Consider the following 26,398-nt stretch of genomic DNA (forward strand, 5'->3'; position numbering starts at 1 on the left):
CCGACGTCGGCCTGGTCAAGTTCGACCTGCTCGGGCTGGGCATGCTGTCGGCACTGCACTACGCATTCGACATGATCGACTCCGAGCTGGACCTGTCCACGATGCCGCTGGACGATCCCGAGGTCTACGCGATGCTGACCAGGGCCGATTCGATCGGGGTGTTCCAGGTCGAGTCCCGGGCGCAGATGGCCACCCTGCCCCGGCTGAAGCCGACGAAGTTCTACGACCTGGTCATCGAGGTGGCACTGATCCGGCCCGGACCGATCCAGGGCGGCTCGGTCCACCCGTACCTGCGCCGGGCCAACGGACGCGAGGAGCCGACGGTCCCGCATCCGTTGATGGCCAAGGCGTTGGCCAAGACCAAGGGGGTGCCGCTGTTCCAGGAGCAGCTGATGCAGCTGGCCATCGACGTCGCCGGGTTCAGCGCCGCCGAGGCCGATCTGCTGCGCCGGGCGATGAGCGCCAAGCGGTCCATGCAGCGGATGGCCGAGCTGCGCGACCGGCTGTACCAGGGCATGGCGGCCAACGGCATCACCGGTGCGCTCGCCGACGACATCTACCTGAAGCTGTCCTCGTTCGCGAACTTCGGGTTCCCGGAGAGCCACGCGATGAGCTTCGCCTACCTGGTGTTCGCGAGCGCCTGGCTCAAGCGGTACCACCCGGCCGCGTTCTGCGCGGCGCTGCTGAGTGCCCAGCCGATGGGTTTCTACTCGCCGCAGACCCTGGTCGACGACGCGCGCCGGCACGGGGTGGAGATCCGCCGTCCGGACGTCAACGCCAGCGGGGCGAAGGCGAGCCTGGAGGTCGCCGGCGCCCGCCGGGTGCGGGCCGGCGGGAGGGGCGAGCCGCCGACCGACTGGGGCAAGGGCGGTCCGGCGGTACGGATGGGGTTGGCCACCGTACGGACTCTCGGCGACGACGTAGCCCAGCGCATCGAGGATGAGCGCCGGGAGCACGGCCCGTACCGTGACATGGTCGACCTGGCCCGGCGAGCGGCACTGACCACCGCGCAGCTCGAAGCGCTGGCCACGGCGGACGCGTTCGCCTGTTTTGGCCTGTCCCGCCGGGAGGCGCTGTGGGCGGCCGGCGCGGCGGCGCAGGAACGGGAGGGGCGGCTGCCCGGCACGGCCAGCGGGGTCGCCGCGCCGGTGCTGCCCGGGATGGACGCGATCGACCGGCTGGTGGCCGACGTCTGGGCGACCGGGCTGTCCCCGCAGACTCACCCCGCCGAGTTCGCTCGGGAGCACCTGACCTCGATCGGCGCGCTGCCCATCGAGGCACTGGCCGGGCTGACCGGAGGGCGCCGGGTGTGCGTGGGCGGCATCGTCACCCACCGGCAGCGCCCGGCGACCGCGGGCGGGATCACCTTCATCAACCTCGAGGACGAGACCGGGCTGCTCAATGTGGTCTGCTCGCCCGGCCTCTGGCAGCGGTACCGCAGGGTGGCCCGGACCAGCCACGCGCTGCTCGTGCGGGGAATGCTGGAGAAGGTCGACGGCGTGATCAACTTGGTCGCCGACCGGTTGGCCCCGCTGAGCGTGCCGGTACGATCGCCGTCCCGCGACTTTCGCTGACCCGCGGCGGCTCACACATTGCCCGCCCGGAAGCGGTAACGCGACGGGGGCCGCGGACACATAGAGGGGTGTCCGTACCGGCCCGCAATGGGGAGATCACATGAAATCGCCGGGTGAGCGCGATGAGTCATGGTTCGCCAGCGTCTACACCGCGCACTACCCGGACCTCGTGAGATACGGGCTACGCCGGTTGGCCGACAGGGAGGCTTCCGTCGAGCTGACCCAGGAGGTCTTCGTCGTCGCCTGGCGCCGTCGCGCGGAGGTACCCGAACACAGCCTGCCCTGGCTGTACGGGGTGGCCCGCCACCTGCTCGCCAATCACTGGCGTGGTCGCCGCGCCAATCCCGCCGCACTGCCGCTGGATGAGCCGGACGCGCTGCCGCATCCCGTCGGGGGCGGCGAGCTGGATTCGGTCTCCGGCCTGATCGACCTGCGCACCGCGTTGGCCATGCTGACCGACGCCGACCGGGAGATCCTCTGGCTCATCGGCTGGGAGCAGCTCAGCGTCTCCGAGGCCGCGGTCGCGCTGCATTGCAGCCGGACCGCGGCGGCCGTACGCCTGCATCGCGCCCGCAAACGGCTGGCCGCCGTGATGGCGGCGCCATCGCGGGCCGTCCGCCCGAGCCCGGCACCCGTCCGCCCCTGAAGCCACCGCCGCCCCCACCGCTGCCCGCCGCCTCCCATCGCCGCCTCCCATCGCGAACGGATGGAGATCCCATGTTCGGAGAACGCCAGATCCAGACTCTCCTCGGGCCGGCCGACCCGGCCCGGGACGTGACGGTGCCGCCCGCCCCGTGCTCACCGCGGGAGCTCATCGCGCGGGCCGAGGCCGCCGCGCGCGACAGCGCCGTGGCCCACCGCGCCGGTGCTCGGCGTACCCGGCCCAGCCGCCGGCTGGTACTGATCGCCGCGGCGGCGGCCGTCATCGCCGGCGCCGGTACCACCGCCGCGGTCGCCCTCCGGCGGGACGCCGGGACGGCCACCGGCACGCCGAACGGAACCCAACTGGGGCCGGTACTGCAACCGATCGCCTACCAGTACGAGACCGACCCGCCACCGGCCGCCAGCTACCTGCGTACGCTCGCCGGCCAGCTCACCGCCACTCCGTACGACGGCCACACCGGCCGGTACGCGTACCACGACTACAAGGACTGGGGCGGGATGGAGGCGACCAGCCCGGAGGGCTACACGATGAGCTACGTGGAGGAGCGGCGGACCTGGGTGGCACCGGACGGCTCCGGCCGGATCCGGACGACCACGTTGCCGCCGGAGTTTCCCGACGCCGCATCGCAGCGCTACTACCAGCAGAAACTCGGCGGCAGGCCGGCCGTGCAGCCGGGGCGGCCGTACGACGACGTGCCGGCCGGCATGGCCGGTCCGGGGCAGCCGCTGACGTCCGACCGTGCCGAACTCGCCCAGAAGCTGCACGTGGACGAGGGCGGCGGTGCCACGGCCAAGACCATCATGGACAAGTACCAGGCGTACATCGTTCCCCGGGCGGCCCGGGCGCAGATCCTGGACATCCTGGCCGACCTGCCCGGATTCGTCTGGCGTGGCCAGGTGACCGACCGGGCCGGGCGTGCCGGCGTGGCGGTCAGCTTCGATGATCCGCAGAACGACCAGCAGTCGATCATGATCTTCGACGCTCACACCGGCGAGCTGTACGCGCACGAGATCGTGTCGATGCGCGAGCGGCGGGTCGCGGTATACACCCTGTTCCTGCGGTACGGCTACGCCGACCAGTTGGGTTGACGCCACCCGCCGACGGGGGACCGCCCGCGACCGTGCTCCCCGAGGCGCGGTCGCGGCGGCGTGCGCCGGGGTTGGCAGCGCGCGGGCCGGCCGGTCCGGCACGCGGCGAGCCCGACCGCCGTCGGCTGGCTGGTAGCGCTCGCCCGGCTGGGCGGTCCGGCGCAGCCGCAAGCCCGACCGCCGTCCGCGTAGGCTGCCGGAGTGGAGCGAACACACACCCGACCGGCCGGGCCGCGGACCGCCGTGGTCTGGGCCGCGCTGCGTGAGGAGACCGACCGCCGGGGTGCCAGCCTCGTCGTGGTCGATGTCGGCGGTGGTACCGGCGGGTTCGCCGTACCGCTGGCCGAGACCGGGCACCGGGTCACCGTCGTCGATGCCAGCCCGGACGCGCTGGCCGCGCTGACCCGGCGGGCGGCCGAGGCCGGGGTGGCCGGGCGGGTGGCCGCGATCCAGGGCGACGGTGATCGCCTGGCCGAACTGGTGCCGGCCGGCTCGGCCGACCTGATCCTGTGCCACAGCCTGCTGGAAGTCGTCGACGACCCGGCCGAGGTGGTCCACGCGCTCGCGGCCACGCTGCGCCCGGGCGGCGCACTGTCGGTGGTGGTCGCCAACCGGGCCGCCGCGGTGCTGTCCCGTGCCATGAACGGGCACCTCGACGCGGCCGGGGCGCTGCTGCGCGACCCGGACGGGCGGGCCGGACCGGGCGACAAGCTGCGCCGGCGTTTTGACCCGGCCGAGGCCGCCGCGCTGCTGGGCGCCGCCGGGCTGACCGTGGAGAAGATCCAGGGGGTACGCGTACTCGCCGACCTGGTACCCGGCGGGGTCGCCGACGCCGACCCGGATGCCCTGCTGGCATTCGAGCTGGCTGCCGCGGAGCTGCCGCCCTACCGGGACATCGCCACTGCGCTGCACGTGTACGCGCGAAAGCCGTGATCGCTGACGACAGCGCGGCCGGTGGCCTGGCCGACGTGCTGCCCAGCGCGCTGGCCGTGCTCGGCGTGCCGGACAGTCCCGACGCGCTGGGACTGCGGGAGCGCCTGGATGGGGTACGGCGCATCGTCGTGCTGCTCGTCGACGGGCTCGGGTATCACCTGCTGCCGCTCGCCGCGCCGACCGCCCCGACCCTGGCCGAGGTGCTCGCCGGCCGGCTCGGCACGCTGACCGAGCTGGCCGCGCCGTTCCCGTCCACCACCCCGGTCAGCCTGGCCACGCTCTGCACCGGGGTGCCCTCCGGTGCGCACGGCATCCTCGGCTTCACGGTCAACGTCCCCGGTACCCGCCGGGTGCTCAGCCACGTGACCTGGTCCGGCGATCCGGACCCGGGCCGGTGGCAGCCGGTACCGACGCAGTTCGCGCGTGCCGCCCGGGCCGGCGTACCGGCGTGCGTGGTGGCCCGGCCCGAGTTCGCGGGCAGCGGGCTGAGCGAGGCCGTGTACCGGGGCGCCCGGTACCTCGGCGCCCCCGACGAGTCGCTGGCCGACCGGATCCTCGATGCGCTGGCGGAGCACCGGCTCGTCTACGGCTACTACCCCCAGCTGGACACCACGGCGCACGTCTCGGGCATCGCGTCAGAGGAGTGGGCCGCGGCGGCGTCCGATGTGGACAGGCTGCTCGCCCGGCTGGTCGGCGGCCTGCCGGCGGATGCCGCGCTGCTGGTCAGCGCCGACCACGGGATGCTGGACGTGCCGGCCGACCACCGGTTCGATCTGGCCGACGACGCGCGGCTGCGCGAGGGTGTCGCGGTGATGGCCGGTGAGCCCCGGGTGCGGTATCTGCACACGGCTCCGGGCGCCGTACCGGACGTGCTGGCCGCGTGGCGCGACGCGCTCGGGCCGGCCGCCCGGGTCTACAGCCGCGAGGAGGCGGTCGCCGCCGGGTACTTCGGCCCCGTACCCGAGGAGCACCTCGCGCGCATCGGCGACGTGGTGGTGATCTGCCAGGACCGGTATGTGGTTCTGGACAGCCGGCGGGAGCGGAACACCGTGTGCCGGCTGGTCGCGTACCACGGTTCAGACAGCGACGTAGAGCGCGGCGTACCCCTTGTCGTCTACAGTGGACAATCGGCCTAGAGCGACCGCGGTGGTCTAGTTCGCTAGAAAGCTCACCAGCGCGCACGAGCCGGACATCACGGACCGGCGCCGGGCGGCGGCGAGCCGCGCCGGCGCGAGCGGCCGGGAATGTCGGGGGGCCGGGTTACCCTCCTGACGTGGGGCGTAGCCAGCAGGTGCCACGGGGAGACGCGGCCGGATTCGGACCCGACGCGGACGACACCGGCTGCGTCATCCTGCACGTGGACATGGACGCGTTCTTCGCCTCTGTCGAGGTGCGCCGCCGCCCCGAGTTGCGTGGCCGTCCGGTGGTCGTTGGCGGGATCGGTCCTCGCGGCGTGGTCAGTTCCGCGAGCTACGAGGCCCGGACCTTCGGCGTGCGCAGCGCGATGCCCAGTGTGAGGGCGCGGCGGCTGTGCCCCGGAGCGGTCTTCCTGCCGCCCGATTTCACCGAATATTCGCGGGCGTCGCGGGCGGTGATGCAGATCTTCCGGGAGATCACCCCGCTCGTCGAGCCGCTCTCCATGGACGAGGCGTTCCTCGATGTGGCCGGCGCCCGGCGCCTGCTCGGCCGGCCGGCGGCCATCGCCGCGACGATCCGCCGCCGGGTCGCGGAGGAGCAGGCACTGACCTGCTCGGTAGGGGTGGCGCCGAGCAAGTTCGTGGCCAAGCTCGCGTCCACCCGGGCCAAGCCCGACGGCATGGTGGTCGTGCCCGCCGGCCGGGTCCTGGACTACCTTCACCCGCTGCCGGTAGCCGCGCTGTGGGGAGTGGGGGAGCGCAGCGCCGAGGCCCTGCGCCGGCTCGGCCTGACCACCATCCGCGATCTCGCCCAGGCGCCGGTCGGCATGATCCGGTCCGCGCTCGGCGAGGCGGCGGCCAGCCACCTGCACGAGTTGGCCTGGGGACGTGATCCGCGGGCGGTGGTGCCGGAGCACGTGGAGAAGTCCATCGGTGCGGAAACGACGTTTGACGACGACATCGACGATCCGCTGGTGATCCGGCGCACTCTGCTCGCCTTGGCAGGCAAGGCGGCGGCTCGGCTGCGCCAGACGGGCCAGGCCGGCCGCACGGTGTCGATCAAGGTGAGGCTCGCCGACTTCCGCACCGTCAGCCGTTCCCGGACACTCCCCGGGCCGACCGATGTGACCAACGAAGTCTTTGAGACGGCTTGGGCGCTCTATGACATATTGCGGCCCGGCGACCGGATCCGGCTTCTCGGCGTGCGCATCGAGGGGCTGATCGAGGCGGAGCGGGCGCCCCGCCAGCTCGCCCTCGACGGCCGGGAGCACGGCTGGGCGGAGGCGGAACGCGCGGCCGACGCGGCGGTGGCCAGGTTCGGCGCCGGGGCGGTGCGCCCCGCCAGCCTGCTGGACAAGGGCCCAGGTCGGGTCGGCGAGTCGGAGTGGTCGGGGATGCCGGGACCCTGGAACGGGGCCCGAGAGGAGGCCGCTCCCGGAAAATCCCGACACCTGAGTGTCGACCGGCTTTCCGACCCGGGTAGCCCCTCGTAGACTTGCCGGTAAGCAGCCACCCGGCTGTCACGGTCCGTCGATCCATACTGGAGAGACATCAATGACCGGGGAGGAGTGCCGTGCCGCTCTCGGAACACGAGCAGCGGCTGTTCGAGCAGATCGAGCGGTCGCTTGCCGAGGATCCAAAATTCGCCTCGGCCGTGCGCGCCACCGACCCGCGTTTTCACGCCCGACGCCGGCTGTTGGTCGCCGGCGCTCTCGTCGTCGCTGGTCTGGCGTTGGTCGTTTATGGTGCCGTCAGCAAGAGTGCCCTGCTAGGCGTGGCGGGTTTCGTCGTCATGCTGGTCGCCGCCGCGTTCGGGCTGACATCCCTGCGCCGATCGCACGGCACCGAGCTGCGATCGGTCGGCGGGGTAGCCAGCCGACCCACCCGGCAACGACGTAGTTCCTTGATCGACCGGCTGGAGGAGCGCTGGCGCCAGCGCCCGGAGGACAGAGGGTAAGCGCTTCGACTGTCCCGGACAGTCATCGGTGTGGCGTGGAAGGGCGGTCCTAACGGGCCGCCCTTCCACGCACCTCACCCAGGCTCACCCCTGCACCTCACACCCAGGCTCACCCCTGCACCTCACCCAGGCTCACCCCTGCGGCTCACCCCGGCTCGCCCCTGCGGCTCACCCGCGGCTGACCCTGTCTGGCTGACGCCCGCCCGAGAGTGGCGGGCGCCCGATCTCCCGAAGCTCTACCGGGCGGTGGCCCGGCCGGGGATCAGCCGGCGTGGGCTGAGGACTCGTGTGGTGCGGTCCCAGGACCGGGTCACGGTCGAGGTGACGGAGCTGGTGCGCTCGACCAGGCCGCCACGCCAGCGGCGCAGTACGGACGGCGGTAGGACGACCGCGCGCAGCCGGGTACGCCAGAGGGCCCGGTGGGAGATCGCCGACCGTACCGTGCGCAGCGACTCGGACAGGCCGGTGGCTGGCAGCGGTATCCGGGAGTACCGCGCCCGCTCCTCGGCCTGACCGATCAGCCGTACCGCGTCCGCCGCCTCCGCGCCGAGGAGCATCGAGTCGGCCAGCCGCGCCACGGTCACCCGTGGCGTCTCGGCGTCGTCCACCGGGATGTCGAAGTCCACCAGCGTGTCGATCAGCTCGTCCCAGGTCGTGTGGGCGTCGGCACGTGCCGCCTCCGCCCGGCCCGCGTCCTCGACCACCCTCATCTCGCCCGGCGGGGAGTCCACGATCTCGCCCCCGGCGGTCGCGCGGACGCCGGTACCCACCGCGGAACGCGGCCTGCGGTTGCGGCGGATCATCGACCGGCGCAACCCCGGCAGCGCGAGCAGCAGCACTACCAGCACGATCGCCCCGGCCAGGTACCACGGCCACATCGGCGCGCTCGGGTGCTGGGTGTGGGCGCCCGCGCTGGCGCCGGCCGGATCCTCCGGCAGCTTACGGTCCTGCGGGTTGCTGCCGTCGGGCCCGGCCGAACTGGGTGCCCCGACAGTGCCGGTGCTACCGGTCGGGTCCTTGTGGTTGACGTCGGGCGCCCAGGCCGGGCTCACCGATCCGGCGACGCCAGCGGTCGGCGTGGCGTCGAACGGCACCCAGCCGTACCCGGCGAAGTAGACCTCGGTCCACGCGTGCAGGTTCTCGTTGGTCAGCGTGTACGTGTCGTTCTGCCGGTTGGTTCCCCGGGTGAACCCGAACGCGACCCGGGCCGGGATGTCCGCCGCCCGTACCATCCAGGCCAGCGCGGACGCGTACTGCTCGCAGTAGCCCTTCTTGTTGTTCAGGAAGTCGACGATGTCGCTGCCGCTGGTGCCGGTCTCGGTGCTCAGCGAGTACTCGAACTTGTTGTCCGCGGAGAAGTAGTTGTACAGCGCGAGCACCTTGTCGTACGGCGTCGTCTTGCCCGCGGTGAGGCTGGCCACCAGCGAGTCGACCTTCGGCTGGGGAGGCACCGAGGTGTCCATGCGCTGGATCGGGTTGTCCTGACTCAACGGTTTCGCGCTGCGCAACGCCTCGGGCTTGTAGTCGGTGTGCAGGAACTCGAAGGAGTACTGCTTGCCGGCCGAAGAGGAGCGGTTGGAGTAGACCAGGCCGCTGTTGGGGTCGTAGAGCCAACTGCTGTCCAGCTTCTGGAACTTCGTCGGCTGGCTGTAGACCGGCAGCAGCGCCATGTTGAGGTTGTTCGTGACCGTGATGTTCGCCTGGTACTTCTTCTGGGTGACTCCGGGCAGGTTGATCGGCGCGGTGGAGGGAGCGCTGGTAACGGACTTCCCGCTGCGCGAGGACTGGGAGCTGAAGCCTGCCTCGACCAGCCGGTCGGCCTCACCGATGCGCAGGTAGTACGGCGACGGGTCGTTGGTGGTCACCTTCAACATGTCGTGCGTGCTCTTCAGGTTGAGCTGGCCGGACAGCGCCGAGAACAGGTTGACGCTGGTGCCCCGGCCGTTGCCTCCGGGGCCGATGCCCTGACCGTCACCACCGGCGCCGAACCTGTCCAGCAGGCCGTTCGTCATGCCGGGGATGGCCAGTGGCAGCAGGATGGCCAGCGCCACACCGACCACGGCCAGCCGGCGACCCGCCGCGGCCAGCGGCGAGGGCTCCCACAGGTCGACGTCGCGTCCCTCGCCGGTGAACCGGCGGCCGAACCGCCGTACCCGGTCCACGTTGTCGGTGACCAGCAGCCACAGGAAGCCGACCGCGCCGACCACGAACGGGATGAACGAGACGCTGTCCGGGTGGACCAGAACCGGGATCCAGTACATGGCCAGCATCGGGAACCCGGCCAGCGCGGGCCGGCGCAGGCCGGCCGCGACCAGATCGACCAGGATGGCCACCAGGCCGACCGAGGCCGTCGTCAGAAACAGCAGGCCCTCCCGGTCGGGTACCGGAATGCCGTAGTCGTTGATGTCCCGGTTGGCGCTGGACAGCAGGGTGCCGAAGTGCTGCAGGGTGGTACCCGTCGGGATGGTCCCGGCGATCGCCCCCTTGGAGCCGAACAGCCAGGTCACCATGATGGTCAGCGCGGCGAGCATGGCCAGCAGCTGAGTCCACATCGGACTGCGCAACGCCCGGGTGCCGAGGGCGGCCAGGCAGACCGCGCCGACCGCGAACAGGCAGTCGATGCACCAGGTCCAGGTCTCGTAGATGGTGGCCAGCGGAGCGGTCGCGAGCAGGGTGGCAGCGGCGGCGACGAGGGTGACCTGCCGGCGTTGGTTCATCGTGACCCGTCCTCTTCTCCGGGCGGTCGTCGCCCGCTCACGTGCCCGGCCGGCCGACGGCTCCGGAGCCGGTGGTGGTGGTCACCGTCTCGGCCATGGCCGCCCGCCAGGCGAAGCCCTGCGAGCCCCGCGCGGCCTGGGGCCACAGCCCGGGCAGCTTGTCGCCGTGTCGCACGCCGACGACCCGCCAGCCGGTGCGCAGCAGCGACAGCGCGGCCGCGCCCTGTGTCTGGTCGGCTTCCTCGCGAGCGGCGGTCGGCAGGTTGAGCCAGGTGGTGCTGTCGATGAGGAACCCGACGCAGGTGGCGTTGCTGGTGCGCAGTGCGCCGAGCAGTTCGGCCTCGGTCGGGGAGAGCATGCCGAGTACCGAGATGATCATCCCGCCGTCGGCGCGGTGGCGCACCATGTCGATCAGGTTGGTCACCTCGCTGTTCGGGGACAGCTTGACCTCGGCCAAATGGTCGAGGATCGCGCCGTCCCCCTCGGCCTCGGTGGCGTCGATGTCCACTCCGGCGTCCGTGACCAGCCGCAGCCGGTACCCGCCGTGCCTCAGGTGCATCGCGATGCTGGCGATCGCCGACACCGCCCACTCGAAGCTGGCGGTCGGACCCTCGCCGCGATGCGCCAGTGTCCGGGTGTCCAGGACCAGCGTGGCCCGGCTCTCCCAGGGCTGCTCCTCCCGGCGCACCATCAGCTCGCCGACCCGGGCCGTCGAGCGCCAGTGCACCCGGCGCAGGTCGTCGCCGTGCCGGTACTCGCGGGTGGCCGCGTCGTCCTCCCCGTGGACCGCGACCGACCGGGCCCGCGACTCGCCGGTACCCGCGTACTCGCCGGCAAGCCGCACCGACGGCAGCGCGGTCACCTGCGGAATCACGGTGAGGCGGTCGATCGAGGGGAAGGAACGGGTCAGCTCGCACAGTCCGAACGGATCGGTCAGCCGCACCACGAGCGGTCCGACCTCGTACCGGCCGCGGACGTCGGCCCGGACCGTGTACGCCACCGAACTGGCCTGGTGCCGGCCGAGCCGTTCCAGGACCAGGCGGGGACGGCTGCCCAGCGCGTAGGGGAGCCGGTCCTCCAGTAGCAGGGTGCCGGTGGGCAGGCCGGAGAGGTTCTGGAGGCGCAGCACGACCCGGGCGGTCGCCCCGACCGGGGTGCGGTGCGGATCCAGAGTCCGGGTGCAGGCCAGCTTGTACCGGGTCCGCCCGACGTACCAGGCACCGAGCAGCGGCAGCGCCGCGATCAGCAGCGCGACCCGGAGCAGGTCCTTCTCGCCGAACACGACGGACAGCACCGCCATCGCCACGGCACACGCCAGGAACGACTTGCCACGCGTGGTGAGCCCGCGCAGCCCCTCGCGCACGGTCATCGCCCCCTGGGCGAGGGATCGCGCGGGTCGCGCGGCGGGGTCGCGGGACGGGTGTTGTACGGCGACCGTTGCCGGTCGGTGGGCAGCGGCAACCGGTGGATCAGATCCGCCACCACGGCGTCGGTGGTCCGCCGGGACAGCTGCGCCTCGGCGGTCGGGATGAGCCGGTGGGCCAGCACCGGGACGGCCAGCGCCTGGAGGTCGTCGGGCAGCACGTAGTCGCGGCCTTCCAGGGCGGCCACCGCCCGCGCGGTCCGCAGCAACTGCAGGGTGGCGCGCGGCGAGGCGCCCAGCCTCAGCTCGGGTGCCTCACGGGTCGCGTTGACGAGGTTGACCGCGTACTGCTTGACCGCGTCGGCGACGTGCACGTCCCGGACGGTGGCGATCAGGCCGCGTACCGTCTCGGCGTCGGTCACCGGCTGCAGCGCCACCAGCGGATCCTCGGCGCCGTGCACGTCGAGCATGGCGAGCTCCGCACCGGCGTCCGGGTAGCCCATCGCGATGCGGGCGGTGAACCGGTCGCGCTGCGCCTCGGGCAGCGGGTAGGTGCCCTCCATTTCGATCGGGTTCTGCGTCGCGACGACCATGAACGGGCGCTGCAGCGGGTAGGTGACCCCGTCGACGGTGACCTGCCGCTCCTCCATGCACTCCAGCAGGGCGGACTGGGTCTTGGGCGAGGCCCGGTTGATTTCGTCGCCGACCACGATGTTGGCGAACACCGCTCCCGGCTTGAACTCGAAGTCGCGCGTCTCCTGGTTGTAGACGCTGACGCCGGTGACGTCGCTGGGCAGCAGGTCCGGAGTGAACTGGATGCGCCGCACGCTGCAGTCGATGGAACGGGCGAGAGCCTTGGCGAGCTTGGTCTTGCCCACACCGGGGACGTCCTCGATGAGCAGGTGACCCTCGGCCAGCAGCACCGCGAGAGCGAGCCGCACGGTCGCGGTCTTTCCCTCGATGACCTGGTCGATGTTGTGAACGATGGCTTCGGCCGCGGCGGCGAATTCCGGCGCCGGCATCGGCCCACCGAGCTCATCAGCGGTAGTTTGGATGGTCAACTGGCCTCCTCTTGGTATCCACACGGCTGCCGGTGCGGGTCACGGGCACGCCAGTGCGGTCGCGGGAGACCAGTCCCTGCCTCCCCCGCTAGGACCACCTGCATCTTCTCAGGCTAGCCACTTTTGTGGGGTACGCCGAGTGGGCCGAATAGTACAGCAACGTAACCACCGTTCGGGTTATCCGGCGTAACAAGATCGTTGCAGCTCGCCATTCACTGGAACCTATCACCGCTCTCGTCGGTCCCTACTTCTCACTCACGTTCCGCTGGCCGCAGGGGTTCAGCCCGCCACGTTGGCCGCGGCCGTCGGCACAGCGATCGGTCGATCGTCAGAACCTGCCGACCGCGACGACAACCGACAGGATCAGCAGGAGGATCGTCGGCGCCGCGTTCGGGTACTCGCGACGGCGCGCATGGACGACCAGTGCGCCGACCATGGTGACGGCCAGGCCGACCGCGGCGAGCGGAGTGAGCACGGTCGCGACTCCGGTGGCCCAGGGCAGCACGACGCCGATCGCGCCGAGCACCTCGACCGCGCCCAGTGCCTTGAGGCCGGCCGGGGGCCAAGATTTTGACCACCCCATCGTGGTGGCCAGCTTCTCCTTCGGCGACGCCACCTTGGTGCCGCCGGCGGCGAGGAAGGCCAGGCAGAGTACGGCCTGAACGACCCAGAGAAAGATGTCCATGAGCGGCTCCATTTGTTGAGTACGTCAACCGTCTGGGTAGACTCGTTCATCGGCGGCGCCGCGTCAACAGGCGAGCGGCCGCGGTTCGGGACGAGGTACACTGCGCTCATGATTCGGGCCTCTCGGCTTCTTAGGCGGCCGTGCTGACGCGATAGCGACAGCACGGCGACCCCTCCTGCGCGAGGGGTTTTTTCGTGCCCGAAGACGATCCCGGCCCTACTCACACACAGGTGGCGATCATGACTGAGGTAGCGACAGAGGCGGCGGTGTCGGCGTCGGAGATCCCGCCGTTCCGCTACACGGCCGAGCTGGCGAACCGGATCGAGGCCCAGTGGCAGGACTACTGGGAGGAGCACGGCACCTTCCAGGCGCCGAACCCGGTCGGGCCGCTGGCCGACCCGGACCACCCGAGGGCCGGGGCCCCCAAGCTGTACGTGGCCGACATGTTCCCGTACCCGTCGGGTGCCGGCCTGCACGTTGGGCACCCGCTGGGCTACATCGGCACCGACTCCTACTGTCGGTACCAGCGCATGATCGGGCGCAATGTGCTGCACCCGATGGGCTTCGACGCGTTCGGGCTGCCGGCGGAGCAGTACGCGGTGCAGACCGGTACCCATCCGCGCAAGACCACCGAAGAGAACGTCGAGCGGTACCGCGGCCAGCTGCGCCGCCTGGGCCTGGCCTATGACGACCGGCGCAGCATCGCCACCACCGACGTGCCGTTCTACCGCTGGACCCAGTGGATCTTCCTGCAGATCTTCAACTCCTGGTACGACCGGAATGCTGGCGGCGGCGCCGGCAAGGCCCGGCCGATCGCCGAGCTGATCGCCGAGTTCGAGTCCGGGACCCGGCCCACGCCGGACGGGCGGGCCTGGTCGACGCTGACCGACGTGGAGCGTCGCAAGATCGTTGACGATCACCGGCTGGCCTATGTGTCGGAGGCTCCGGTCAACTGGTGCCCCGGCCTGGGCACCGTGCTGGCCAACGAGGAGGTCACCGCCGACGGCCGCTCGGACCGGGGCAACTTCCCGGTCTTCAAGCGCAATCTGAAGCAGTGGATGATGCGGATCACCGCGTACGGTGACCGGCTGATCGAGGACCTGGAGTCGCTGGACTGGCCGGAGCCGATCAAGCTGATGCAGCGCAACTGGATCGGCCGCTCGACCGGTGCGCACATCGACTTCCCGACCTCGGCCGGGCCGGTCCGCGTGTTCACGACCCGGCCGGACACCGTATTCGGCGCGACCTACCTGGTCCTGGCGCCGGAACACGAGCTGGTCGAGGCGCTGGCGCCCAAGGTCTGGCCGGCCGACACCCGACCGGCCTGGACCGGCGGGCACGACACCCCGGGCGAGGCGATCTCCGCGTACCGCAAGTACGCCGCCGCCAAGACCGACGAGGAGCGCATCGCCGACGCCAAGGAAAAGACCGGCGTCTTCACCGGCGCGTACGCGACCAACCCGGTCAATGGGGCGCAGATCCCGGTGTTCGTCGCCGACTACGTGCTGGCCGGCTACGGTACCGGCGCGATCATGGCGGTGCCCGGCCAGGACGAGCGCGACTGGGATTTCGCCGAGGTCTTCGAGCTGCCGATCATCCGTACCGTTCAGCCGTCCGAGGGCTTCGACGGAAAGGCGTACGTCGGGGACGGCCCGGCCATCAATTCGAGCTCACCTCAGGGTTTCAGCCTGGACGGCATGGGCGTCGTCGACGCCAAGAAGGCGATCATCGAGTGGCTGGAGGCCAACGGACACGGTGCCGGGGCGACCACGTACCGGCTGCGGGACTGGCTGTTCAGCCGGCAGCGGTACTGGGGCGAGCCGTTCCCGATCGTGTACGACCAGACCGGCCTGCCGGTGGCGCTGCCGGAGTCGATGCTGCCCGTCGAGCTGCCCGAGGTGGAGGACTTCTCGCCGAAGACCTACGACCCCGATGACGCCGACACCGACCCGGAGACGCCGCTGTCCCGGGCCCGGGACTGGGTGGAGGTCGAGCTGGACCTGGGCGATGGCCCGAAGCGGTACACCCGCGAGACCAACGTGATGCCGCAGTGGGCCGGTTCCTGCTGGTACGAGCTGCGGTACCTGGACCCGACCAACGACCAGGCGTTCGTCGACCCGGCCAACGAGCGGTACTGGATGGGGCCGCAGGCCGCTGACGGCGACTGCGGCGGGGTCGACCTGTACGTCGGCGGTGCCGAGCACGCCGTGCTGCACCTGCTGTACGCCCGGTTCTGGCACAAGGTGCTGTTCGACCTGGGGCACGTCTCGTCGTTCGAGCCGTTCCGGAAGCTGATCAACCAGGGGTACATCCAGGCGTACGCGTACACCGACGAGCGCGGCAGGTACGTGCCGGCCGAAGAGGTGGAGGAGCGCGACGGCCACTTCTACTACGACGGCGCGGAGGTCCGCCGCGAGTACGGCAAGATGGGCAAGTCGCTGCGCAACGTGGTGACCCCCGACGACATGTGTGCCCAGTACGGCGCCGACACCTTCCGGGTGTACGAGATGTCGATGGGCCCGCTGGAGGTCTCCCGGCCGTGGGAGACCCGGGCCGTGGTCGGCGCTCAGCGCTTCCTGCAGCGGGTCTGGCGGGCGCTGGTCGACGAGCAGACCGGGGCGAGCCGGGTCGTCGACGAGCCGGCCGACGAGGACACGCGCCGCATCCTGCACCGCGTCATTTCGGGCGTCCGCGATGACATGGAGGGCCTGCGGTTCAACACGGCCATCGCGAAGCTGATCGAGCTGGCGAACCGGATCACCGGGATGGCCGGAAACGGTACCCCGCGGGAGGTGGCCGACCCGCTGGTCCGGATGGTCTCGCCGTTCGCCCCGCACGTCGCCGAGGAGCTGTGGCGCCGGCTGGGTCACGAGGACACCGTGGCGTACGTGGACTTCCCGGTCGCCGACCCGGCGCTGCTGCGGGTGGAGTCGGTGACCTATCCGGTGCAGGTGAACGGGAAGGTGCGCGGCCGGATCGAGGTCGCCGCGGACGCGGAGCAGGACGCGGTACGGGAGGCGGCGCTGGCCGCCGTCGCCGAGACGCTGGCCGGCCGCGAGCCGCGGAAGGTGATCGTGGTACCGGGCCGGATGGTCAGCGTGGTGGTCTGACGTCGGTGTCGGTCGGGCTCATCCGCTCGCGGCGCATCGAGGAGCGCCAGTACGCCGCGGCGCACACCGTGACGATGAGCCCGGCCCCGGCCGGCGCGAGGGTGAACACGCCGAGGCGACCCTGGCTGATCACGGCCGCCCCGACTCCGGCCCAGGTCGCCGCGGACGGGGTGGCGCCGATGAGCGTACCCAGCAGGTAGTGCCGGGTACGCACGCCGGTGCTCCCGTACAGGTAGCTGACCAGCCCGAACGGCGCGATCGGTACCAGCCGGACCACCACCACGGCGAGCAGTCCGCGGCGGGACAGCCAGGTGTCGAACCGCGCCGCCCGGCCACGCAGCCGGCCGGCCACCGCGCCGCGAGCCAGCCACCGCGCCGACGCGAACGCGAGACCCGCGGCGAGCAGCCCGGCGGCCAGCGCGTACGCGAACCCGGCCAGGGCACCGAACAGGGCGCCGCAAGCCACCGAAACGGCGGTACGCGGAACCAGGGCCAGCAGCAGCCCGACCGCCAGTGCGAGGACCGGGGCCGGCCCGAGCCGCGCGGCGGAGTCGGCCAGCCGTTGCAGCGGCAGAGCGTAGGCGGTCACCGCCATGGCGGCGACCACCACGCCGAGCAGGACCACCCGCGACCAGGGTGACCTGCGAAGCCGCGAAGCGCTCGGCAGGCTCACGCCGCCCGGACGGCGGCCAACCGCTCGCCGCGCAGCCGTTCCGGCCAGGCGTCGTCCAGCGGAGGCAGGTTGTCGATCCCGGTTGCCCAGCGCAGCAGCAGGTCGGCCAGCCCGGGGTTACGGGACAGGGCCGGACCGTGCGAATACGTCCCCACGATGCTGCCGTTCCAGGCCCCCTCGGTGGCGCCGTCGTTGCCGATGCCGACCGAGACCTTGGCCAGCGGCCGGGCGCTCGGCCCGAGGTGGGTGCGCCCGCCGTGGTTCTCGAAGCCGCTCAGCATGGGCAGGCCCAGCTCGGGGTCGACCGTGCCGGCCAGCTCGCCGACCGCCCGCGACGGTCCCCGGTCCGAGGTCAGGTCGAGCAGGCCGAGGCCGGCGCATGGCTGGCCCTTGGCGAAGAACGACTGGCCGAGCAGCTGGTACCCGGCGCAGATGGCGAGCACCACCGCGCGCCGGTCGACAGCGCGGCGCAGCCCGCCGTCGGCGATCAGCCGCTGCGCGGCCAGCGACTGGGGGCCGTCCTCACCGCCGCCCAGCAGGTAGATGTCGGCGTCCACAGGTACCGGCTGGTCCGAGCGCACCTCGAAGCACTCCACCGGCAGCCCGCGCATGGCCGCCCGCCGGGACAGGATCAGCAGGTTGCCCCGGTCACCGTAGGTGGACAGCAGGTCGGGGTAGACCCAGACGATGCGCAGAGCGCTCATTCCGTTAATTGACACGGTCCAGCTCCGCTCGGATGTCCTGGAAGGCGGTGTAGTTGGCGATGACCTCGAGCCGGCCGGGCGGCGTCGCGGCGAGCGCCTGGGCGAACGACCGGACGTGCGTGAACGGCACTCCGTTGACCTCCAGCCGCACGGCCAGGTCGAAGGCCCGGTCGCCGCTGATCAGCACCGGCCGGCCGGCCAGCGGCGAGAAGTCCACGTCGAACAGCCAGGAGGTGTCCAGGCCGTCGGGGTCCCGAGCGTTGATCGACAGCAGGGTCGGCGCGTGGTCGGCCATGTCGAACGCCTCCAGCCAGCCGGCCGGGTTCTTGGCCAGCAGCAACCGGATCGCCTTGCCGTCGCGCTCCACCTGGGCGTAGCGGCCGGCCACGGAGGCGACCTCGGCGAGCCGGGGAGCCGCCTCGGCCGGCGGTACCCCGAATTCGGCGGCGATGGCCAGCGCGGTGGCCGCGTTCGCCCGGTTGACCCGACCCGGCAGCTGGAGCGTGATCCGGTGCCGGACACCCCACGGGTCGACGACGGCGTCGCTGTCGACCGTCCACTGCGGAGTGGGGCGGCGCAGCGCGCAGTTGGTGCAGTGCCAGTCGGCGTCGGGGTTGCCGCCGCCGGAGTCGACCAGGGGCTCGGCGACCGCGTCGACCGACGGCTCGCCGCCCTGGCTCGCGGGCATCGTCTCGGAGCGGAGCGGGCCGGGCGCGGTCTGTGCGGTGGGCGAGGAGGCTGCCGCGCCGGCCGGGGCGACGACGGCCGGTATCGGGCCGCCCGGCGCCATGCTCGGCGCGGTCGGCCCGGACTGGGTCATCGTGGGCGCCGTGCTGCCGGTCTCGACCGTGGGCGGCGCGGTCGCGCTGGTCCGGATGCCGCTGGCCGCCGCGGCCTCGGCCGCGACCGAGGCGGCACCGGCGGTGTTCGCCTGGACCGCGTTGGGGGGAGCGGTGCTGGGCGGAGCGGCGTTGGGGGGAGCGGCGCTGGTGTGGATCGTCTCGGGCGGCGCGAAGGCGGCCCCGGCCGGGCCGGGCATCCCAGGCCCCGCGGCGCTGGGCATCCCGGGGACCGCGCCGGGCATCCCTGGGCCGGCAGCGCCCGGTATCGGGCCCGCCAGGCCGCCGGGTGGGCCGTCGTGCGGGATGTTGCCGGAGGCGATCATGCTGCCCGGGGCCTGGCCCGACGCGGCGAGCGCGGAGGCCGCCGCCGGGGGAGTCTCGCCGGCGCGGGCGATGGCGCCGCCGCACTCCGGGCAGACCCAGGAGTCGTCGTGCCAGCGCTGCCCGGCGGCGACCCAGGTGACCCGGTCGGAACCGCCGGTCGCCCAGACCACCATCGGATCGTCCGCGTTCGCCACCAGGTGGACCGGCTGGCCGCGAAGGGTCTCCTGCCAGAGCTGGGCCATCATCGCCACCTCCTTCGCCCGGTCAAGCTGGTCGCGGCTCAGGTTGAGCAGCGCGATCACCTTCGGGTGGGTGGCCGCCAGCACCTGCGGCAGGTAGTGCTCATCGGTCTCGAGCACCGCATACGGCGTGTCCCCGGCCTTGGCCAGGGCCGACGTGTGCCCGGTGGGCATGTTGGCGCCGTAGGAGTTGGTGGCCACCGGGCCGAGGACGCCGAGGGCGGCCGTGGCCAGCCGGGTGGTGGTGGTCTTCCCGTTGGTACCGGAGATGAGTGCGATCTGCCGGCCGTTGGAGAGATGGGCCAGCAGGTCGGGGTCGATCATCAGACCGAGTCGTCCGCCGATGACCGAGCCGTCCCCCCGCCCAGTGGCGCGCGAAAGCGCCGCCGCGCCCTTGGATACGGAGGTGGCGAGCTTGGCTCGGAGGGGTTTCCGCGTCGTCACGCGGGCAAGCGTATCGGACCCGGTTGCCCGATAACGCCAGTCCAACCGCGAACACCCGGTGCCCTGCGGCGCGTCGCCGTCGCGGGCGGGGATGACGGCCGGATTCCTGTTTCTCTCCGGCCCCTCTCCGGAGCTCGGTGAGCCGGAGAGGGGCCGCTTCTCCCGTCGCGCTCCGCCCCCGTTCCGTTTACACGTCGTACCCGCCCCTTGGCCCTCCACATCGCTCCCCGGAGCGCCTCCGATACCGGAGAGTCCTGCCTCGCTAGTCGTTTTGTCCGTATTTCCGGCTCGGTCACGCGCTTGTCGGATAGCTGATCAAGAATGTCGCCCGGCCTCCCCCTCCACTCGAAGCCACCACGTCTGAGCTGCCTGTTTGCTCGGAACTCCCACGCCGACACGGGGATTTTCTCGTTGACGGTGGAGGGAAGTGGAGTACAGTGGGGCGCACTGGCAGGGCTGGGAGGTTCGGCCGGTCCCGGGGGGTCGGGCGTCAGGGGGTGGGCCGTGTTCTTAGGCACCCATACCCCGCGCCTGGATGAAAAGGGCCGGTTGATCCTTCCCGCGAAGTTTCGGGATGAGCTGGCGGGAGGTGTCGTGATCACAAAGGGGCAGGAGCGCTGCCTGTACGTGTTCCCGATGCCCGAGTTCCAGCGCATCGCGGGCCAGTTGCGCGACCAGCCGATGACTCACAAGGCCGCCCGGGCATACAGCCGGGTGTTCTTCGCCAGCGCACACGACGAGGTGCCCGACAAGCAGGGCCGGGTCACCATCCCGGGCCACCTGCGGGAATATGCCGGGCTGAGTCGTGAGCTCGTGGTGATCGGAGCGAGCAGCCGGGTCGAGATCTGGGACAAGCAGTCCTGGGAGAGCTACCTCGCCGACAGCGAAGAGGACTTCGCTGGCATCGAAGAGGGGGTGCTACCCGGCGGGATGTAGCGGCGTGACGCTGCCGTACCGCGAGATCTCCAGCCGCTCGCCTTCCTGACGTCACTTCCCCGGCGCCAGGTGGGTAGAGCGGATGGGGATCTGACGGTACGGCAACGTGTCGCACCCGTACCGAGGTGACCGCGAATCACCCGTACGGCAGGTGGTGAACCTACAGGGTCGCCACGACGAGGTCGACAGGGGGTCGGCAATGGGGGGACAGCGCCCTGACGGGCGTCTGGTCGGTCCGGCCCAGGAGCCGGCTCGGTCGCAGCCGGAGGTACACGTTCCGGTGCTGCTCGACCGCTGCCTTGAGCTGCTCGCCCCCGCCCTCGACGCGCCCGGCCGGTCGAACCGGAACGCGGTACACGTCGACGCCACGCTGGGACTGGGCGGCCACGCCGAGGCGGTACTCGCGCGGCATCCGCGACTGGTACTGGTCGGTCTGGATCGGGACCCGAACGCGTTGCGCCTCTCCGGTGAGCGGCTGTCCGGGTACGCCGACCGGACGCACCTGGTCCACGCCGTGTACGACGAGCTGCCCGAGGTCCTGGACGACCTGGAAGTCGACGAGATCGATGGCGCCCTGTTCGACCTCGGCGTCTCGTCGATGCAACTCGACGAGGCCGAGCGCGGGTTCGCGTACGCGCAGGACGCCCCGCTGGACATGCGCATGGATCCGACCACCGGCATCACCGCCGAAGAGGTGGTCAACACGTACGAGGCGGCCGAGCTCAGCCGGATCCTGCGGGTGTACGGCGAGGAGAGGTTCGCCTCACGGGTCGCCTCGGCGATCGTCCGGGAGCGTGGACGGGCCCGGATCACATCCAGCGCCCGCCTCGCCGAGCTGGTCCGGGACTCCATCCCGGCACCCGCCCGGCGCACCGGCGGGCACCCGGCCAAGCGCACGTTCCAGGCGCTGCGCATCGAGGTAAACGGGGAACTCGACGCGCTGCGCAAGGCGTTGCCGGCGGTGCTGGACCGGCTGGCGATCGGCGGCCGGATGGTGGTGCTGTCCTACCACTCGCTGGAGGACCGGATCACCAAGCAGGCGATGGCGGCCCGGGCCCGGTCGACCGGGCCGGTGGATTTGCCGGTGGAACTACCGGGCAGCGGTCCGAAGCTGCGGCTGCTGACCCGGGGGGCCGAGTTGCCCGGTTCCGAGGAGGTGGCGGCGAATCCGCGAGCCGCGTCGGTCCGGCTGCGTGCGGCCGAACGTATCGATGAAAGCAAGAGGGCACAGGTCAAAGCACTGCACCAACCGGTGGCGCGTGGGGGTCGCGCGCGGCCGGGCAACCCGAGGGAATCCGAGCAGGGGGAGGGGCCATGAGGGAGTCGACCGCGACGACCACCCGTCGCAGCCCAGCACGCACCGTGGATCGAGCGGCGCCACCAGGCGCCCGGTCGGTCAACGCGAACAGACTGCAGTTCACCACCGATGGGGCCACAGCGCTGGCACCCGCGAGCGCGCCGACTCCGGCGGTTCGCCGGGGAAAGGGCCGCGGGGCGCTGCGGGTGGCGCCGCCGGCGCCGGTCACCGCGCCGCGGGCGCCGTTCGTGGCGCTCGTCCTCGTCGTGGTGGTGGCCGGGGTACTCGGCATCCTGGTACTCAACACGAAGATCAACGAGAACGCGTTCCGGCTGGCTCACCTGGAGGATCAGCAGAACACCCTGGACGAGCAGGAGCAGCAGCTCAACGAGCAGCTGGCCGATGACTCGTCACCGACCAACCTGGCCGCCCTGGCACGGGCGCAGGGCATGGTCAACGCCGGGCAGCCCGCGTACATCACGCTGCCCAACGGTGCCGTGATCGGCGTACCGCAGCCGGCCAACGGCATGCCGAGCGTGACCGGCCAGCAGGCCACCACGCAGACCGCGGCGAACCAGGGGGCGACCACCGGGGCGGGGCACTGAGCCGTGCCGTCCCGCCGCAGTGATCCACCCCGCCGCCAATCGACCGGCCGGGCATCGGCGGACCCCACGGTCCTGCCGCTGCACGGCCGGTCGGACGCCGATCAGCAGCAGCGCGGCCGGTCGGCCGATCAGCAGCAGCGCGGCCGGTCGGCCGGTGGCCAGGCCACCGGCCGGGGCGGGATCTCCGACGCCCGCCGGTACTCGCCGCGTGGCCGGACCGTCCGCGAGGGGGTCGGTCGCGACCCGTTCCGGCCGGCTCTCGAGCTGCTGCGCAATGAGCAGACCGACGACCGGCGGGGCCGTTCGGCGCCGGGAAAGCGCTCGGGTGCGGGCGGCCGTACCGGCGCGGCCCGGCAGCAGGTCGGAGGCCGGCAGGGCAGTGGCACGGTCCGGCAGGGCAGTGGCACGGTCCGGCAGGGCAGTGGCACGGTCCGGCAGGGAAGCGGGGGCCGGCAGGGTGGCGGCGGCCGGCAGGGAGCGGCCCGGCAGGGAGCGGGGCGGCCGGGCGAGGCGATGCCGCGCCGGGCCACGGCCAAGGGCACGGCGACTCGTCGCCGGCCGGTACGCAAGCCGAAGCGGCAGCCGCGGCTGGCGGAACCGGCCCGGCGGCTGCGCGCGGGTACCGCGGTCGTGCTGGTGCTGTTCTCGATCATCGCGGGCCGGCTGGTCATGCTCCAGCTGGTGGACGCGCGCGGGTACGCGCTGAAGGGGTTGCACGACAGGCTGGTCACCCAGCCGCTGTTCGCCCAGCGCGGGGCGATCTACGACCGGAACCATCAGGTGTTGGCGCAAGCCGTGGAGGCGAAGTACGTGTTCGCCGACCCGTCGCAGATCAACGCCAAGGCCGTCGCGTCGACCGCGGACGCGTTGCGCGCGCTGCTCGGCGTACCGACGTCGGAGCTGGTTCCGAAGCTCTCCCGCAAGACCCGGGCGGACGGCAGCAAGGACGAGTTCGAGTACCTGGCCCGCGGGGTGCCCATCTCGACCGCCAACGCGGTGATGGCGCTCAACCTGCCCGGGATCGGCGTCGGCCACGACGAGCGCAACGAGGTGCCCGGTCACGACCTGGCCGCCAACCTGGTCGGGTTCGCCAGCAACAACGGCGCGACCGGGGACAGCCTGACCGGCCGGGTGGGGCTGGAGGAGGGCTACAACGACCTGCTCTCCGGTACCGACGGCTCGCACACGTTCGAGGTGGGGCAGGGCGACCTGAGCGCGCCCATCCCCGGCGGGTACGACGAGACGAAGGCCGCGCACCCGGGCAGCTCACTGGAGCTGACCATCGACCGGGATCTCCAGTACGAGTTCCAGCAGGTGCTCACGAAGCAGATGCAGGGGTACCACGCCGACTTCGGTTCGGCGGTGGCGATCGACATCCACACCGGCGAGGTGCTCGCGCAGGCCAGCTACCCGAGCTACGACGCGAACAAGCCCGGCGAGTACACCTCGGACCAGATGATTGACGCGAACACCCAGATCTCGCTCGACCCGGGCTCGATCCACAAGGCGATCACGCTGGGCGCGGCGTTGCAGTCCGGGGCGATCCAGCCGGACACCACGGTCACCCTGCCCGGTAGGTCGATCAACAAGGGCGGCACGAACTACACGGACACCACCCCGCTGGACAGAGGCACGAAGATCACCCTCCCAGGCATCCTGGCGTACTCGTCGAACGTCGGGGCGATCGAGGTCGCGGACAAGATGACCCCGCAAACGCTGTACAACTACCAGCTCAAGTTCGGCCTGGGTAAGTCGACGAAGGAGGGGATCCCGGGCGAGTCGGCGGGCCTGGTCCAGCCGCCGTCGAACTGGAGCGGCTCCAGCTACGGTTCGATCCCGATCGGCGACGGTGTTTCGACCACTCCGCTGCAGATGGCCGCGGTGTACGCGACAATTGCCAATAACGGGGTATACATCCAGCCACACCTCATCAAGGCGACGATATCGCCCGATGGTACGAGTCATCCGGCCGCGGCGCCGCAGACCCGTCGGGTGCTGTCCCCGCAGGTCGCCGCGGTGCTACGTCATGATCTGGAGGCGGTGGTGACCGCGAAGGGTGCGACCGGGCACAGGGCGGCGATCCCGCAGTACCGGGTGGCCGGCAAGACGGGTACCGGTCTGCTCGTGCGCAACGGCTCGTATGCACCCGGCGACGTGGCGTCGTTCATCGGCATGGCGCCGGCCGACGCGCCACGCTACGTGATCGCGGTGTTCGCGCACAGTCCCGGCGGTGAGGGCGGCGACGTGTCCGCGCCCGCGTTCCAGCAGATGATGTCGTTCACGCTGCAGCATTACGGGGTGGCGCCGACCGGTACCGCGGTGCCGACGTTCACGCTGACCCAATGACACGACGCGCGCGGCCCTGCTCCTACCGCTCATCCGGTGCGGGTAGGGTCTGACGCCGTGCCCGGCTATCCGCGTCCCCGCACGGTGCCTCCGCGCCCGCTCGCCGACCTCGCCGACCTGCTCGACCTGGGCGTCGGGCCCGACGAGGTCGGGGCAGAGCTGGTCTCCGGTGAAGCAGAGGGCGTGCCCGCCTCCGCTCGGATCGTCGGCGACCCCGGCACGCTGGTGCGCGGGGTGACCCACGCCAGCGATGCGGTGGTGCCCGGCGACCTCTTCGCCGCGCTACCCGGCGCGAAGGTGCACGGTGCCCGGTTCATCCCGGCGGCCGCCGAGGCCGGCGCGGTCGCGGTGCTCACCGACCAGGCCGGCGCCGAGGCCGCCGACCAGGCCGGGCTGCCCGCGCTGATCGTTCCGGAGCCGCGCAGGGTGCTCGGGCAGGTCGCCGCGGCCATCTACGACCGGCCGACCGAGAAGCTGACCGTGATCGGGATCACAGGCACCGCGGGCAAGACCTCCACCGCGTACCTCATCGAGTCCGGCCTGCGCGCCGCCGGCATCACGACCGGGCTGATCGGTACGGTCGAGACCCGGCTCGGCGACCTCGTCATCGAATCCGAGCGGACCACCCCGGAGGCCGGTGATCTCCAGGCGCTGTTCGCCGTCGCGGTGGAGCGCGGGGTCTCCGCCCTGGTCATGGAGGTGTCCAGCCACGCCCTGGCGCTGTCCCGGGTGGAGGGCACCGCGTTCACCGTCGGCGGGTACACCAACTTCGGCACCGACCACCTCGACTTCCACGCCTCCATCGAGGAGTACTTCGAGGCCAAGGCCATGCTGTTCGACGGGCGGTGCCGGTACGAGGTGATCAACCTCGATGAGCCGGCTCTCCAGCCGCTGCTGCGCCCGGCCACGATCACCTATTCGGCGAACGGCGACACCGCCGCGACCTGGTGGGCGGACGGGATCGAGGAAGCCGGGTACGGTCAGCGGTTCCGGGTACACGGGCCGAACGGCGTCGAGGTCGACGGCGCGGTCTCCCTGCCCGGCCGGCACAACGTCGCCAACGCGCTGCTCGCCCTGGCGAGCCTCGTCGCCGCCGGAGTGGAGGCCGAGGTCGCCGCGATCGGGATCGCGGCCTGCCCCGGGCTGCCGGGGCGGCTGGAGCGGGTCGCCGCGCCCGGCCCGGTGGTCGGGGTGGTGGACTACGCGCACAAGCCGGACGCGATCGTGGCAGCCCTCGCCGCGCTGCGCCAGGCGGGCACCGGACGGCTGATCTGCGTGATCGGCGCCGGCGGCGACCGGGACCGCGGCAAGCGGCCGATGATGGGCCAGGCCGCGGCGGAGGGCGCCGACTTCGTCCTGATCACCGACGACAATCCCCGGACCGAGGACCCGGCGGCCATCCGGGCCGAGGTTTTGCGGGGCGCGCAGGCGGTATCCGGTGCTCAAGTGATCGAGATGGCCGGCCGCCGGCAGGCCATCGCCGAGGCGGTCGCCCGGGCGCAGCCCGGGGACGTCGTGGCGCTGCTGGGCAAGGGCCACGAGCGGGGGCAGGAGATCGACGGCGAGATCCAGCCGTTCGACGACCGGATCGAACTCGCCCGGGCGCTGACTGAACGGTTCGGTGAGGATGCCCGGCCGACGGGGGCGGAATCCGGAGATCCCGGACAGGCTGACCAGGCGGCGACTCCCGGCGACCGGAG

General features: G+C 71.9%; 18 protein-coding genes and 3 pseudogenes. 13 read left to right on the forward strand and 8 right to left on the reverse strand.

Annotated elements, in window-relative coordinates:
- The 7 genes from Raf01_RS35665 to Raf01_RS35695 all read left to right on the forward strand — a co-directional run.
- A partial coding sequence (locus Raf01_RS35665; RefSeq protein WP_373319670.1) for a helix-hairpin-helix domain-containing protein occupies positions 1-1,574 on the forward strand: 1,574 nt, incomplete at its 5' end.
- Between the two features lie 100 nt (positions 1,575-1,674).
- On the forward strand, positions 1,675-2,220 hold the full coding sequence (locus Raf01_RS35670) for an RNA polymerase sigma factor (RefSeq protein ID WP_203922514.1): 546 nt from the start codon (positions 1,675-1,677) through the stop codon (positions 2,218-2,220).
- A 71-nt stretch (positions 2,221-2,291) separates the two neighbouring features.
- On the forward strand, positions 2,292-3,326 hold the full coding sequence (locus Raf01_RS35675) for a CU044_5270 family protein (protein WP_203922515.1): 1,035 nt from the start codon (positions 2,292-2,294) through the stop codon (positions 3,324-3,326).
- A 201-nt stretch (positions 3,327-3,527) separates the two neighbouring features.
- Entirely contained in the window at positions 3,528-4,259 is a 732-nt protein-coding gene (locus Raf01_RS35680) for a class I SAM-dependent methyltransferase (protein ID WP_203922516.1), read from the forward strand.
- Positions 4,181-5,395, forward strand: coding sequence for an alkaline phosphatase family protein (locus Raf01_RS35685; protein WP_203922603.1), 1,215 nt, complete (start codon positions 4,181-4,183; stop codon positions 5,393-5,395). The genes Raf01_RS35680 and Raf01_RS35685 overlap by 79 nt, the downstream gene beginning before the upstream one ends.
- 137 nt (positions 5,396-5,532) lie before the next feature.
- Positions 5,533-6,888, forward strand: a complete 1,356-nt coding sequence (locus Raf01_RS35690) for a DNA polymerase IV (protein ID WP_203922517.1) — start codon at positions 5,533-5,535, stop codon at positions 6,886-6,888.
- 80 nt (positions 6,889-6,968) lie between these two features.
- Positions 6,969-7,352, forward strand: coding sequence for an SCO2097 family morphological protein (locus tag Raf01_RS35695; RefSeq protein ID WP_203922518.1), 384 nt, complete (start codon positions 6,969-6,971; stop codon positions 7,350-7,352).
- Between the two features lie 236 nt (positions 7,353-7,588).
- Here Raf01_RS35695 and Raf01_RS35700 read toward each other — a convergent pair whose 3' ends face one another.
- The 4 genes from Raf01_RS35700 to Raf01_RS35715 form a co-directional block, all read right to left on the reverse strand.
- Positions 7,589-10,069, reverse strand: a complete 2,481-nt coding sequence (locus Raf01_RS35700) for a transglutaminase TgpA family protein (protein WP_203922519.1) — start codon at positions 10,067-10,069, stop codon at positions 7,589-7,591.
- A 37-nt stretch (positions 10,070-10,106) separates the two neighbouring features.
- The gene (locus Raf01_RS35705; protein WP_203922604.1) at positions 10,107-11,432 is read right to left on the reverse strand and encodes a DUF58 domain-containing protein; all 1,326 of its coding nucleotides are present in this window, start codon (positions 11,430-11,432) and stop codon (positions 10,107-10,109) included.
- Positions 11,433-11,434: 2 nt separating this feature from the next.
- Positions 11,435-12,454, reverse strand: a complete 1,020-nt coding sequence (locus Raf01_RS35710) for an AAA family ATPase (protein WP_203922605.1) — start codon at positions 12,452-12,454, stop codon at positions 11,435-11,437.
- A gap of 367 nt (positions 12,455-12,821) precedes the next feature.
- The gene (locus Raf01_RS35715; RefSeq protein ID WP_203922520.1) at positions 12,822-13,178 is read right to left on the reverse strand and encodes a DoxX family protein; all 357 of its coding nucleotides are present in this window, start codon (positions 13,176-13,178) and stop codon (positions 12,822-12,824) included.
- A 239-nt stretch (positions 13,179-13,417) separates the two neighbouring features.
- On the opposite strand from Raf01_RS35715, the gene leuS reads away from it, so the two are divergent.
- Positions 13,418-16,288, forward strand: coding sequence for a leucine--tRNA ligase (leuS, locus tag Raf01_RS35720; protein ID WP_203922521.1), 2,871 nt, complete (start codon positions 13,418-13,420; stop codon positions 16,286-16,288).
- Here leuS and Raf01_RS35725 read toward each other — a convergent pair.
- The 4 genes and pseudogenes from Raf01_RS35725 to Raf01_RS51265 form a co-directional block, all read right to left on the reverse strand.
- Complete coding sequence (locus Raf01_RS35725; protein WP_203922522.1) at positions 16,272-16,913, reverse strand: TVP38/TMEM64 family protein; 642 nt, start codon at positions 16,911-16,913, stop codon at positions 16,272-16,274. The two genes, leuS and Raf01_RS35725, sit on opposite strands and share 17 nt — an antisense overlap.
- A gap of 44 nt (positions 16,914-16,957) precedes the next feature.
- Positions 16,958-17,665, reverse strand: coding sequence for a type 1 glutamine amidotransferase (locus tag Raf01_RS35730; protein WP_203922523.1), 708 nt, complete (start codon positions 17,663-17,665; stop codon positions 16,958-16,960).
- Between the two features lie 4 nt (positions 17,666-17,669).
- A pseudogene (locus Raf01_RS50050) lies at positions 17,670-18,266 on the reverse strand (DUF1727 domain-containing protein); the annotation flags it as partial.
- A gap of 618 nt (positions 18,267-18,884) precedes the next feature.
- Positions 18,885-19,514, reverse strand: a pseudogene (locus Raf01_RS51265) (Mur ligase family protein); the annotation flags it as partial.
- A 504-nt stretch (positions 19,515-20,018) separates the two neighbouring features.
- On the opposite strand from Raf01_RS51265, the gene mraZ reads away from it, so the two are divergent.
- The 5 genes and pseudogenes from mraZ to Raf01_RS35765 all read left to right on the forward strand — a co-directional run.
- A complete protein-coding gene (gene mraZ, locus Raf01_RS35745; protein WP_203922524.1) occupies positions 20,019-20,450 on the forward strand; it encodes a division/cell wall cluster transcriptional repressor MraZ in 432 nt (143 codons plus the stop codon).
- A 199-nt stretch (positions 20,451-20,649) separates the two neighbouring features.
- Positions 20,650-21,768, forward strand: coding sequence for a 16S rRNA (cytosine(1402)-N(4))-methyltransferase RsmH (gene rsmH, locus Raf01_RS35750; protein ID WP_203922525.1), 1,119 nt, complete (start codon positions 20,650-20,652; stop codon positions 21,766-21,768).
- Positions 21,765-22,352 (forward strand): cell division protein FtsL, encoded by a 588-nt coding sequence (gene ftsL / locus Raf01_RS35755; RefSeq protein WP_203922526.1) that lies wholly within the window; start codon positions 21,765-21,767, stop codon positions 22,350-22,352. Before rsmH ends, ftsL begins: the two co-directional genes overlap by 4 nt.
- Positions 22,353-22,865: 513 nt before the next feature.
- The gene (locus Raf01_RS35760; protein ID WP_373319677.1) at positions 22,866-24,698 is read left to right on the forward strand and encodes a peptidoglycan D,D-transpeptidase FtsI family protein; all 1,833 of its coding nucleotides are present in this window, start codon (positions 22,866-22,868) and stop codon (positions 24,696-24,698) included.
- A 183-nt stretch (positions 24,699-24,881) separates the two neighbouring features.
- Positions 24,882-26,330 (forward strand): annotated as a pseudogene (locus Raf01_RS35765) (UDP-N-acetylmuramoyl-L-alanyl-D-glutamate--2,6-diaminopimelate ligase); the annotation flags it as partial.
- Positions 26,331-26,398 lie beyond the last annotated feature (68 nt).

The organism is Rugosimonospora africana, from assembly GCF_016862975.1.
In the GTDB taxonomy this organism is placed as follows: Bacteria; Actinomycetota; Actinomycetes; order Mycobacteriales; family Micromonosporaceae; genus Rugosimonospora; species Rugosimonospora africana.